Consider the following 13,395-nt stretch of genomic DNA (forward strand, 5'->3'; position numbering starts at 1 on the left):
GTTTTTGTTTAAAAATTTTAATCTTGTGTTTTTGTTTTCCTCTAAAAAACCATTAAAATCGGTAAAAAGTTAGCTGGAAAATATTCCCAAGCCTGTCCCATTTTATCAGACACTTCCCTTGTACCTTCGTAATAGAACTGGTCATAAATTAATTGGGAACAAAAGTTCGTTTTATTGCTTTACTAAAATTAAAAACTCTCAAAGTAGCCGAAGCGACATGTCCGCCTGAATCAGGGAAACTTACTTTAACTGTATTTTTTTCGGATAGTAATTTATAGTCCAAAGGAATTTCGATGACACCATAAAAACGGTCACGCATGGTTTGTGGATCGCCAGCATAATTTTCGGGGACTTCAATCTGAACATCATTGATAAAAACGGTAGGTTTTAGAACACTGCCGTGGTCACGTCCTAGTCCTAATCGTAAAACTACTTCACCATTTTGAGCTTTTTGAATCTTTTCAAAAATAAACTCCATCGGTTTGTTAGCCTCAATTGGCTTGTAGTTTTCGGTAGCATAATACTTTTTTTCTTCGGCTGTTTCGGCAATTACAACAGGACGTTTGAAATGGTATTCTAAAACCATTGTTCCCTCACTCTCTAGCAGTACTTCTTTGGTCGTGGCAGCTAGTTTTTTCTCTTCAATTATCCCTTCTCTTTTGGCTTCTTCAGGCTTATAAGGTGAATAATAGTGTTTCATTTTTATATTCTCTAGTGTATTGTTTTTTTGACCCAAAACATTCAGTTGAATAGCCTGTTTTGTTTCATTCAAATTATTTACAATCAGATAAACCTTTTTTCCATCAACATAAGCATCTGTTTGAATATCCACCAAATTAGATTTGGTATCTATTCGTTTCCCTTTTACATCAGACCAAAGTTGGTAAAACTTTACCAAATCAGTAAAAACCCATTTATCGCCAGTTTCTCCTTCTTTTTCAAATTGTTGTCTAAATAATCGGCTACGATAAGGATATCCTTCTTTGGTTCGCCCCCATTCGCTTTTGAGCATAAAAAAAGGAATCGCCACAGCTATAGACTGCGGATGATCCATAAAAGACATCATCAAGGCATTGGCACTTTTAACATACAAATAATCGCGCCAAGGAGTCCATGGCAAATCACGGTACTGATGTGCTTGTACACTATACTCTGAAATAACCATAGGTTTTAATTTTCCAAAACGCATCATACTATACTGTTCTAACATATCGAGTGAGGCCTCAATATTGCTTCCTTTACGGTACTTTTTTACATATTCTAATTTACCTGTACGGTAATCTTGTTTACAAGGAAAATCATAAAAATGCAAAGACCAAAAATCCATATCATTGCCCGTTAAATCAATAAACTGTTTCCATCGGTACGTCCATCTTTTAAAATCATATAATTCAAAATCAGGAAACGCACAGGTGTAACCACCCACGAGCACATCAGGGTTCAATTTTTTAATTTCACGAGCAACTGTGGAATGAAATTTGGCCAATTGCTGTACTGCTTTATTTTCTTTTTCAGGATTTCCCTCTTCTTTTTTGGGAATCAATTCCCAGAGTGGTTCATTAATCACCTCAATGAATCGAGGTCTTGGCTCGCCATTTCCGCCATAATATTCTTTAATAAAATGAGCCATAAATTCTCCTGTAGCAGTCCCAAAGGATTCCTCTGCAGTATCTTTTTGGGATAGCGCCCATCCTTGCTTTGTTTTGGTACCATGTGGCCAAAAAGGCTCAAACTGTGCTCCAATAATCATGTTTTTCAGTCGGTCTTCATACGGATGCAAATGTGATTTTTTACTGTAACTATTGCGGTTATTTTCTCCCATTTTTTTAAGTTGGGAAACATCAGCATAACCTGGGCGAGCGGGATCTTGTCTTACCGCATTTAGTGCTCCTTTCAGTCCGCCCGTTTCTCTCCCTAAATACACATCGTATTTATCCAAAAAATCTTTTCGTATATCAGGACTTACATGATCGCCTTCCCAGTCATTGGTAATACTTGCATGTATGGTGATATACTTTTGCCTGTCAAAACTATCGATACCCTCTACCTCTCTTCGTGTGTCTATATTAACATCAACCATTGTTTTTTGTGCGACACAAATACTGGTAGTAAGTAGTAAAAACAACAATTGGATTTGGGTTATTTGCTTCAAAAGGATCTTGTTTTTTTTCATCATAACTAATTTTTAGACGTTTTCAGTCCGTTATTTATTATCAAATTCTTTCACAAATGGCTGTTTCTCATCGGCTTGTTTGACACCTGCTGCCCCATTTAAGCTTTCGAAATAACGTAAATAATTATGAGAACCATATTTTTCTTTTTTAGAAATAGCTTCTTGTCCTATTGCTCTTAACTTAGGCAAATCAACTTTTTCGTCTCCCACTAATAGAAGGTATTTATTTTCTGAAATAGCTTTACCTGTGACGTCTTTTAAACTCAAATTAACATAAAATTTATCACCCAATTTCCCGGGAACTTTACAATTTACAGTAACAAATTTAGTTGCGCTATCCCCTTTAATGTCACCAAAACTGAATGTTTCTCGCTTCACTTCTTTATGGTTATTATCCATAAAAATGATTTCGGCTTTACAGTTTTTAAAATCTTGGTACAAATCATTAACCACCCATATTTTCCCTTCAAACTGCTCCGCTGGCAACCATCTTCTACGTTCGTGTTCTAAACTAACTAAGACTGGCTGATAAGCTCTTTTTACATAATCATAGGATAATTTAGGTTGCTGGTAATAATCAACAATTCCCCATTTCATATCAGGTGCAAAAGTGATAAAATGACAGATACTGATGGCACTAGACTTTGGTTTTCTTCGTCTATAATATTCTAATCCATACTGAAAAATAACCCCTTGGGCAATTTGAGTTGCATCTACAAATTCTTGCATACTTCCCGTAGCTTCAGTGTTTAAAGCATCAAAATTAAGCGTTCTAAACACATCAAAATCTGTCCAATGGTGCCCCCAACTCGGTCCAGGAGGCCACAATTCATTTTCTGGAATAAATTTTTTAATACTCGATACATTTGGGCACGAAGAAATAGCTAATTCTGGTACCACAGCAAAATTTTGTTTGTTAAAAAACTTCTCTGTATTAATCCTACCTTCGCTGTAAAACAAGCCATTAGCATGTACACTTTCGTTTGGTTTAAAACCTAATTTGATTCCTACATGGTCACTCAAAGGAGAAACGGGCACATAATGAAGATTCGAATACGGTTTGACAACCTCTCCTAATTCTTTCATAAAATTAAGATTATAAACAGGGTCAGAGGCGGTCATTAGGATTTCCTCTCCTCCCTCAATAATCACCATACAAGGATGGTTACGCAATTGTTTTACTACTGAAATAGCATCAGCGAATAGCGATTTTTTATAGGCTTCTCCCTTGGGTAACGACAAACTTGCAATGGGCAAAATATCTTGCCAAACAGTGATTCCTTCGCGGTTACATAATTCATAGAAATATTCAATTTCAGTAGGATGCCATCCAAATATTCTGAGATTATTAAAATTAGCCGATTTGGCCAAGCGAATAAATTCTTGGTATTTTTCCTTAGTAGCACGACCGAAGAAAATATCTGGTGGTCCGCCCCAAGTACCCGAACGAATAAAATGACGTTTCCCATTAATCATTACAGTCCAAGGATTTTCAACTTCTTGTTTGGTAAATCCTAGATTCATCTCCATTTTTAGTTCTCTAATTCCAAAGAGTTTATCATTCGCATCAAGTACTTTGTTGTCATTTTTGACCGTGATTTTTGCGATATATAGGTTTTGATCTCCTAAATCCCATGGATACCAAAGTTTTGCATCAGCAATGGTAAGGGGAATTTTAAGTTCATTTTTACCAGGTTTTAAACTAGTGGTTTTTGTCGTTTTGTACACTTTGGATTTGAAATTCTCTCCCTGTACTTCAATCTCAAGCTCCACATTGGAGGCCACAGTCCCGGAATGTTCAATTTCTAGATGAATATCCAAATCAGCCGATTGCTTTTTTAGATTTACCTTAGTTTCTACATAAACCTGATCAATTTTTGCTTTATCATAAGCCATTAACTTTACGGGTTTCCATATTCCTGTAGGTACTAAGTCCACCCAATAATCTCCATGCCATGCTGGTTTTTTACCAGCTACCTGACTATATCTTCGGGGTGCTGGATGTAAACGAACCGCCAAAACATTACGACCTCTTTTGTATTGTTCTAAACTTATGAGTTTTGTAATATCAAACGAAAAGGGCGTAAACATTCCTTCATGAGAGCCTAGTAAAATACCGTTTAAATACACATCACAAGCATAATCAACTCCCTCGAAATTTAGTTCAATATTTTTGCCTTCCATTTCTTTGGGTACATTGAAAATGCGCAAATACCACCATTCATATTCATTAACCCATTTAGCTTTGACACTATTTCGACCAAAATGTGGATCTTCAATACGACCAATTCGCCATAAATCAGTAAAAACATCACCAGGAACCTGAGCAGGTGCCCAGTTTAAAGCATCTCCCATATGATCGTAGCTTATCTCTGGAAACTTTTCTTCCATACCACGTCCTGGCAAGGTTCCTTGTAGTTTCCATAAATGACCACTCAAATCATGAATCAATCGTTGAGCATTTTGCTGTTGTGCTATAGAAACACTAGTAAACAGCAACAATACTATTATGGTTAGGGTACGTAAAAAATTCATTTTGGTTGTTTGGTTAGTTAAGTGAATAATTATTTTTTTAATTTTTCAGTTTGTTGTTTGATGCGTTCCAATTGTTTAGCACTCAATTTGTGCGTGTAGTGAAACTCAGGACTGTATTGGTAATAATGCTCTTTCATTCCTTGGTCATCCACTTCAAGACTTAAATCACAATCAAAACGCGCCAACTCTGTATGATTCCAGTTTCCACCGGCATTAATAAAATGCGAAATTCCCCAAGTGATTCCTTGACCGTTTTTCGTATCTGTAAAAGCATCTGGCACAAAAGGACCTGCAGCAACGGGTAATAATTCTGTTATTGATGCTATTTCAAAATTGATCCAATCTTTGGCATATTGAATGGTATTATGCTCCATTCCATCACGCTGAACAATGGCCGCAACACCTTCTCTAAAAGGGAACAAAGTGGTTTCATGTCCCGAATTAAGCACAGGGTTCAATGGATGTTTGATAAAGGGTCCTAGTGGATTGTCTGCAATGGCCACGCCTTGCATTCTTATTTTAGAAGGATTTAACTCGGGGCGTTTATCAAAATCAGCTTTGTAATAGAGGTAAATTTTTCCATCATGTACTAATGGGTAGGGGTCGTGAATTGAATATTGATCCCAAGCTCCCTCAGGTCCATTTGGTATTACCACTTGGTTAGCTGCTGTCCATGGTCCGTCAGGAGAATCAGCATAGGAAACCGCCACAGGACAAAAGTCGCCACGTAAACCGCTTGCTTCCATAAACGCTTGATAATACAAATAATATTTCCCTTTCCATTTCAAAATATCGGTAGTTGTTACAGAGCGCCAGCCGGGTTGTGGTTTTGGAGGACGCGGCACTGCAACTCCTTCTTCTTTCCAAGTAAAACCATCATCTGAAGTTGCATACCAAATTTCAGACAAATCCCAATCAGAAGACGGAATGGTTTCCGTAGCTTCTTTGGCTCTCGCCATCCCCACGGGCTTCACGGGCGTATTTCTATAGGTGTACCATAGATAGTATTTTCCGTTTTCGAATATCACTTTGGAAGGATCACGTCGTGTAATGGTTCCATCGCCATTGTTGTAATCAAATCCTTTGAGCTTGGTATATTTGAATTGGGTGTACAACTCATTTTGCTCCGGTCGAACGGCTTCATAAGCATCATAATTACGTGCTACAGCTGCACTTAATGGACGATTAGGCTTTGTTTTTGTTATAAAAAAAGGAAATGCTTCAGTATCTGCTTTTTTAGTAGATTTATCCTTCTTTTGAGCATTAATCAAACCCGTAAAAAGAACCAATCCAAACAATAGTATATAGGCTTTTTTCATTTTTCAATTTATTTTTTAGCTTTATTTATAAATTCCACTTTCTTGTAATCGGTTCCAGGAATCCACGCAAAACCAGTAGGTGTCCAATCGACTCCAGGAATCCAAATGGCTTCTCCATACTCATAAGCACCCATGTCAGGGGCATTCCCTTTGTAACCATCGGTTACTTTTTTAATTTTAAGTCCTTTATCAATTAGCGGTGAATTGGCCAAAGGAGCAAACATCTTACCTTTTTCAACACTAAAAGGAAGCGTTGCATATTGCTGGTTGTTTTTAAAATCATTGTCGGCTTCAGGACCTTCGTATTCTTTTTCATCCACTCTGTATTTCCCCCCATCACCAGAATGCCACCAAGGGCGAACATCTGAAATATTATTGTAGAGTGTATTGTCTTTAACATTGGTCTGAACTCCATCTCTTTTAGGTACCCAGCTATCAATCAGCGATTGTTCAGCAACCCCAGTATTCCAAAAAGTATTGTTGTATATTTCATTTTTGACTGCTGTCCAGTTAAAATGCAAACCACCCCATTCCACATCCCAAACGACATTGTGATGGACGATATAGCCAGCCGCATTATTGTCAAGGTAAATACCCGTTGCTTTTTTCCCTGCATGTGGTGCAGCATAAGCATCATGAAACCAGTTGTGATGTAAACTAATATTTTTGGGAATACTGTTACCTGTTACATAAAACAAGCCTCCATCGGCTCCTGAAATTAAACTTTTTTGAACGTGATTGTAAGCAAACTCACTATCATCACCCGTAACTTTTACACCATCTCTTGCCGAACCATAAAATGAATTTTTGAAAATCTTAGCGCGAGCTCCTCCACTATTCAACAATTGCGCGTGTAAGCCTATGGTATTAAAATATTGAACAATACAATTTTCGACCCTGCTATCTTCAGCTTGACTACCTAAGTAAATGCCATTTAAAGTTCCATTTTCTAAAACTGATTTCTCGATTAGGTTGTGACTTCCTTTTAAGACTTGAATAGCGGCATCTGGTAAAGCAGCCCCTTTTAAATTGGTTATCAAACGTTCTGCCCCATGTTTTACCATACAATTACTGATTTTATTATGATTTCCCGTAATGGTAATCATTCCACCAAAAAAATTAAGGCCTTTCAACTGAATATAATCTTTGTCAAGGATGGCGGTATGAACACGAGCAGCAGCCTCAACCAAGTCTTCATTAGGATTTTTTCCCTCCGGAGCATAGAAATAAAGCGCTTTGTTTTTTTCATCATAATACCATTCCCGTGGTGCATCAAGCGCTTCTAATTTATTCATGAGATAGAAAATTCCTCGATGACCGTTTTCTAAACGTTTGGGACTGTGGGTTTCTCCAAAAGGCCAATTGTTAGGCAATTCCTCAAAATAAACTCGGTGTGAATCCTTGTCATACTGAGTAATAGTACGTTCCCAACTACACCCACTATGCGCTCCTAAATAATGAATACTTCCACCTGTCCAGTCGATATTTGGGATTTCGTTATTGCTAATAAAAGACATCGAGTAATTGCCCTTAGTAATATCAATATATTTGGCATCGAGTGTGTATTCATTCTGGTCTGAGTCATTAGGCCAACGGGCAATTTGCATCTTTTTTTGATTGTGATACACATTATTCCCATCTCCTAAAACCAAATTCACATCCGATTTTTTATAAATATTTCCCGAGTATTTCTTCCAATCCTTCATTTGCTCAGTAGCCGATATTATTACAATATCCTTTTCAAAACAAGTAAACAGTATTGGTTTTGAGGCCGTACCCGAATTTTTAGGAACAATGTTTTCACGATAGGTTCCTTGGTGAATATAACATACATCTCCTTTGACCATTATGTTAGCCGCCTGTGTGATGGTTTGGAACGGATTTGCAACCGAACCATCACCAGCTGATGTATTACGTCCATCAACATGATATTCTTTGGAGAAAGCATTTATAGCTATCAAGAATAGAAAAAATACTAGACTGTTTTTTTTCATTATTTCTGTTTTTTTTGGTTTAGTTAATAGATTGTTGTTAAAATTCAAATGTTAAATGAAGGACAATAGGCTCATCATCATTTCCAAAATAATTTTCAGAATTGCCTTGAGGCCCCATTTTGTCCCCTTCTTGAAATTTAGTTCCAATAGCAGGTATGTTTTTCACAAAGGAAATATCTCCTTGAGGAAATTTAGGCGACAATCGTCCTTTAGGATCCTCTTTTGGTGTAGGGTTTTGTGGGGTAAGCATTCGCAAGAACGTATGTGGTGAATGACAATAAATGGTAAAGCCATTATTGTTTTTCCCTTTTACAGTCGCCCAATACAAACTTGAGAAAAAACCTTTAAATTCAGGATAAACAAATCCAGACTCTCCAGTCACGGTATTGTTATAATCATTCTCCCAAACTTTAAACTGCGTTCCTTTCATCCTATTTCGCCACACTCTGTACGGACCATCACCTAGCCATTTCATACCGCTGACTTCTGATTCAGGAAATGAAAATGTAATTCCTTTATAATCGGTTACTTGCTTTTTTCCTTTTATTTGAACTTCTAAATCCAACAAACCATTAGAATGAATTGTCCATTTTATTTGATCAGAACTCAACTCTTTATGCGAAGCCCAATCAGGAGATTTGTCTTTTAATTCGAAAACCGTAAGAATCTCAATCTTATCCTTTTGAGTGTTGGTTGTTAGTGAAATGATTTTATCCTTATGTCCTAAAATGATAGGCCCATTATGAAACGGAATTAGTTTCCCTTCTTTTTTCACCTCTTGCAACAAACTTGTTTTATCTGAAAAAACATAGCGTATGCCAGCAGCCTCTACGATTATTTGACCGTTGTCTTTAACCATTTTAATAGCTCCATTGTTAGACTTAGCTATAATCCTTGTATTCAGTTGTTGTGGTGTCTTTACTGGGTAACTCCAAGTAAAAATTTCCATTCCAGTGGCATCTATTGCTGTTAAGTACAATGCATCAGCTGTTTGCCAATTCGTTGGTAAGGCTACAGTGAATGTTCCTTTTTCGCTCGGTTTCAAACTAGGTAAAACTACGTTCGATTGTGCTAAAACATTTAATTTACTAGAACCTTTAGGTCCTTCAAATTGAACCCACTTAGCCGTGATTTTGCACTCCTCTAAATTTGTAAAATGATAACGATTTTCTACCCTAAAAACACCATTGAAATCATTTTTAATAAAACGATCTTCTAGGTATATGGGAGACCAAATCTGTTTGATGGTAAAATAACTCGCTTCTTTCTCGCCATAAGGGCCTACAATCCCATCAGCGGCGTGGTTTCCATCGGCATCCAAAAATCCGTTTTTATCGGTACGAACTACCGCTTCATCTGCAAAATCCCATAAAAATCCTCCAGCCGATAAAGGCATATTCCACATTTGTTTCCAATAATCTTCTAAACCTGCTCCATGCCCCCCATCGTATAATCCGTGCAGAAATTCAGTTGGGAAATATATTTTGTCTTTGGCGTACCCATCATAAGCAAACACATGATAACTTGGATAATGCATGGTATTGGTTTTATTAAAAATATTCCACGGATGCAAAACCTCTCTTTTTTGAATATCCCAGATGGCATAATCATCATCCAATTCTGTATTCCAACCCGTTTCATTTCCATTTGCCCATAATAAAATCGAAGGATGGTTAACATCTCTAACAACGGTTTCTTTTACAATTTTTTCGCCTACTTTAGTATCCAAATGAGGAGAATGCCAAGTACATACTTCATCAATAACAAATAAACCTAAGGAATCACAAACTTCTAAAAAATGAACATCAGGCGGATAATGTGACATACGAACTGCATTCATATTCATATCTTTCATCATTTTTACATGAGCTATACTTAATGCTTTAGAGGTGGTTCTTCCTGATGATGGATAAAAAGAATGACGATTCACTCCTTTGAATTTGATTCGCTGTCCATTAACATAGATGCCATCGCCAGCTTTGATTTCAACCGTTCTAAAACCAATGCGTTCGGTAAGGCTGTGCAATACTTTTTTACTTTTATCTACAAGGGCTACGTTTAATAAGTAAAGATTCGGTTTTTCAGGATTCCAGGTTTTTACGTTCTTTGCCTTAGTAGCAATAGACCATTTACCATTTTTAAAATTCATGCTATCGAGCGGTAAATCCTGAATTTTATTCCCTTTTAGGTCGGATAAAAACAGTTGCACTCCAGTTGCTTTTTTAGAAGCAGAAAAAACATCCATTTCAATAGTACCATCCGCTTTAGCATTAACTGCTATACGATCCATAAAGTCTTTTGGTACAATTTCAAGATAAACGGGACGATAAATTCCGCCAAAAATCCAAAAATCAGCATCACGCTCGGCAAAATTAATGGAAGTATTGGACGACACCTTATTTACTTTTACTTCTAGTAAATTTTCTTTACCGTATTTTAAAAGTTCGCTAATCGTATATTTGAATTCATAAAAAGCGCCTTGGTGAATTTCTCCTGCTAGTTTTCCGTTGATTTTTACCTCGGCATCCGTCATTACGCCTTCAAAAACAATCTTAACTTCATTGTTTTTCCATTGTAAAGGAGCAAAAAAAGAACGCTTGTACAAACCATATTCTTTGTGTATTTTTTTGGTCTTATCTCGTCCATCGTGTCCGTAGTTATAACCACCAAATCCCTGTAATTCCCAACAAGAAGGCACGCCAATTGTGGTCCATTTCCCGCTATTATTTCCTTCAGAACAAAAGAAATCCCAGTCCACCATATGGTCTTTATCGATTCCAGATAAATACTGAATTTCGGTTTTGTTATTTGAGGTATTTTTAAGAGATTGTGCTTTTAATGACACAAAGCTCATTCCTAAAAACACCAGTGCTAAAGCCAGCTTTTTCATAAAGTTGTAATAGTATTAAAAATTAATAAGTATAGTAGAACTACTATCATCCAATAGGATTTCAGTAGATTTTTAAAATCAATTAGTCAAAGCTATCTAATTCATTATCTTTTTATAACTTTAACCCAGCTTTAACTGTACTTATAACGGTTAAACCAAAACCTAACCGACTACCAACCAACAACATAACCAAGATGACTTTATCAGAAAGTGAGAAGCTCGAAATCATATCAAAACTAAAAAAAAGCAATACTTTTAAGAATGCACCTACAAGTAGTGCGCTACTTCAATACCTTTTTGAGGCCACTCAAAACAAAAGCGCAATTAAGGAAGCTACCATTGATATTGATTTTTTTGGAGGCTCTCAAAACTCGGACAAAACCAATCCCAGAGTTCGTGTGAATGTTTATAATTTGAGAAAAAAAATTGCTTCTTACTATGAAGAAGAAGGACAAGATGACCCTTGGCAACTAACCATTGACAAAGGACAATATCACATTCGCTTTTTTAAAAAAGAAAAAAAGATTAAAAGGAAAATTGACAAAAAAATTGCTGTGCCTTATATAGGATTAGGCATCGCAATAATAATCCTTATTTTCAACCAAATACCAGCTCAAAAACCAGAACTATGGAGCAATTTTCTTAACCAAGATAAAATCACTAATTTGTTTATAGGTGATCATTTTGGAATCATCGGCAATACAATAACCCATGGAAAAGGCTGGACCAGAGATTTTAGTATTAACAACTATACCGACTTTTATAAACTATTAGACCAATACCCAGAGCTTAAAAAACAAATTAAACCTTCTGATTTTTCATATAGCACCAAAATGGGAATATTAGCTACCCAGCAATTGGAACGATTTTATCAAAACTACCAGCACGATTTTACCATTCGTTTTTCAACTCAAAGTTCGATTGTTGAAATCAAAGAAGGAAATGCTATTTATGTGGGACCTAGTAAAAATAATAGTCAATTCATTCCTTTCTTTAACGAAGCGAATCCTTATTTTAAATTAAAAGAAAATGTCCTTTACTTAACCAATCATCCGCAGTTTAAAAACGAAACCTTTGATCTAAGTTCTCCAAAAGACACTCTTGAATATGCTATTGTCTCAAAATACCCCAATAACAACGACACCGAACACTTTGTCTTTTTTTCTCAGCATGACATTGGGGTTAGTGCCACTGTGGAGTTCTTTACTAATCAGGATAGCATTGAAAAGTTTACCAAACAACATTTGAAGAACAAAAAATATTTTACCGCTATTTTCAAGGTCAAAGGACAAAGTAGAACCAACACGAATATAAAACTAGAGAAGGTTGTTCGTTTTTAATTTTTTATAAAATTTAAAAACCGCTTTTTCTTAAAGTCCTTATTTCAACGGAATTTGAACATTAAAAGACTGTAAAACATCATTTTCGTCAAGACTATCTGAAGCTCAAAGCAATACTTTTGGCACACCATTTTCAATATACAATTGCGGTCTTTCCAAATGTTCTACTTTTTGAAGATTCCCATCTGCCCAATGAATTTCTAATTTAGAAACCAAAGCATTTTTGGATAATTTCCAATCATAACCATCATTCGATTCAAATAATACCAATGCTTTCCCTTCTTTGGTAAAAGCACCATGCATATCTTTCAGAATGGCTCTGTATTTCCCTTTTTGGTACCATATAAAAGGATCTTCGGCAGGGAAATCATATCCTTCTGCCAAGAAAACTGGTTTATCATACTTTTTGAATGGCCCTGATGGATTATTCGATGTGGCTACACAATGCACTACGGGACCACCCATAATACCTGGCTTCTTTTTTCCAACAGCCTTATAAACCATCAAGTAAGTTCCGTCTGGTTTTTGAGTTATTGAAGGATTACTTACCATTAAAGCATCCATTGCTTCTGGGTTTGGGCTCACATCAATAATAGGGTTGTCTAATCGTTGCCAAGGTCCGTTTGGATTATCGGCAATGGCTACACCAATGCGTTGGTTGTTTCGATGAATGGGGTTTAATTTGTTCCCCATCGCTTTTCCATCTCCTGTATTCCCCATATAATACAAGTAGTATTTCCCATTGTATTTGTGAACTGTCGGATTGTGAGTACATAAGCCATCCCAATAATTAGCCCCTCGAATGGATAACGCTACATCTTTATGTTTCCACGGCCCCAACGGACTTTTGGAAACCGCATGGGCGATTTCAGAATGAGTGACCCAAGCCCAACCTAACTTTTTATCCCATCTAGAATAATACATATGGTACAGTTTATCGTCTCCTTTAACAATAGAAGCCCCCCATATACTCTTACTTTCGTTTTCGAACTTAGCAGATATTGGTACTTTTTTAAAATTTAGTTTGAAATCATCGTCTATTTTTGTTGTTTTACAACCAAAGATTACTAGTAGAACAAACACACTAATTTTTTTCATATCTTTTTTTTTACAAACAGCTTTTCCGATTTTTAGGCGATACTCC

General features: G+C 36.4%; 7 protein-coding genes. 1 reads left to right on the forward strand and 6 read right to left on the reverse strand.

The genetic code is table 11. The annotated features are described in order from the left end of the window. Nucleotides 1-148: 148 nt before the first annotated feature. The 5 genes from K5R64_RS12135 to K5R64_RS12155 are packed head-to-tail and all read right to left on the reverse strand — an operon-like array spanning nt 149 to nt 10,911. A complete protein-coding gene (locus K5R64_RS12135) occupies nt 149-2,173 on the reverse strand; it encodes a hypothetical protein (protein ID WP_220763767.1) in 2,025 nt (674 codons plus the stop codon). 30 nt (nt 2,174-2,203) lie between these two features. Further along, the gene (locus K5R64_RS12140) at nt 2,204-4,708 is read right to left on the reverse strand and encodes a sugar-binding domain-containing protein (protein WP_220763769.1); all 2,505 of its coding nucleotides are present in this window, start codon (nt 4,706-4,708) and stop codon (nt 2,204-2,206) included. 29 nt (nt 4,709-4,737) lie between these two features. Beyond that, the gene (locus tag K5R64_RS12145) at nt 4,738-6,027 is read right to left on the reverse strand and encodes a family 43 glycosylhydrolase (protein ID WP_220763771.1); all 1,290 of its coding nucleotides are present in this window, start codon (nt 6,025-6,027) and stop codon (nt 4,738-4,740) included. Nucleotides 6,028-6,035: 8 nt separating this feature from the next. Further along, complete coding sequence (locus K5R64_RS12150) at nt 6,036-8,021, reverse strand: right-handed parallel beta-helix repeat-containing protein (RefSeq protein WP_220763773.1); 1,986 nt, start codon at nt 8,019-8,021, stop codon at nt 6,036-6,038. Between the two features lie 37 nt (nt 8,022-8,058). Further along, the gene (locus K5R64_RS12155) at nt 8,059-10,911 is read right to left on the reverse strand and encodes a glycoside hydrolase family 2 TIM barrel-domain containing protein (protein ID WP_220763775.1); all 2,853 of its coding nucleotides are present in this window, start codon (nt 10,909-10,911) and stop codon (nt 8,059-8,061) included. Nucleotides 10,912-11,105: 194 nt separating this feature from the next. Here K5R64_RS12155 and K5R64_RS12160 point away from each other — a divergent pair, with 194 nt between their 5' ends. Next, the gene (locus K5R64_RS12160; RefSeq protein ID WP_220763777.1) at nt 11,106-12,251 is read left to right on the forward strand and encodes a hypothetical protein; all 1,146 of its coding nucleotides are present in this window, start codon (nt 11,106-11,108) and stop codon (nt 12,249-12,251) included. Nucleotides 12,252-12,356: 105 nt separating this feature from the next. Here K5R64_RS12160 and K5R64_RS12165 read toward each other — a convergent pair whose 3' ends face one another. After that, nucleotides 12,357-13,349, reverse strand: a complete 993-nt coding sequence (locus K5R64_RS12165; RefSeq protein ID WP_220763779.1) for a glycoside hydrolase family protein — start codon at nt 13,347-13,349, stop codon at nt 12,357-12,359. Nucleotides 13,350-13,395: the final 46 nt, after the last annotated feature.

The organism is Flavobacterium sp. UMI-01 (genome assembly GCF_019656315.1).
Classification (GTDB): domain Bacteria; phylum Bacteroidota; class Bacteroidia; order Flavobacteriales; family Flavobacteriaceae; genus Flavobacterium.

What these genes read in the sequence shown, in the direction of transcription:
- K5R64_RS12135 (WP_220763767.1), bottom strand. Translation starts at nt 2,173, where the DNA reads ATGAAAAAAAACAAGATCCTTTTGAAGCAAATAACCCAAATCCAATTG.
- K5R64_RS12140 (WP_220763769.1), bottom strand. Translation starts at nt 4,708, where the DNA reads ATGAATTTTTTACGTACCCTAACCATAATAGTATTGTTGCTGTTTACT.
- K5R64_RS12145 (WP_220763771.1), bottom strand. Translation starts at nt 6,027, where the DNA reads ATGAAAAAAGCCTATATACTATTGTTTGGATTGGTTCTTTTTACGGGT.
- K5R64_RS12150 (WP_220763773.1), bottom strand. Translation starts at nt 8,021, where the DNA reads ATGAAAAAAAACAGTCTAGTATTTTTTCTATTCTTGATAGCTATAAAT.
- K5R64_RS12155 (WP_220763775.1), bottom strand. Translation starts at nt 10,911, where the DNA reads ATGAAAAAGCTGGCTTTAGCACTGGTGTTTTTAGGAATGAGCTTTGTG.
- K5R64_RS12160 (WP_220763777.1), top strand. Translation starts at nt 11,106, where the DNA reads ATGACTTTATCAGAAAGTGAGAAGCTCGAAATCATATCAAAACTAAAA.
- K5R64_RS12165 (WP_220763779.1), bottom strand. Translation starts at nt 13,349, where the DNA reads ATGAAAAAAATTAGTGTGTTTGTTCTACTAGTAATCTTTGGTTGTAAA.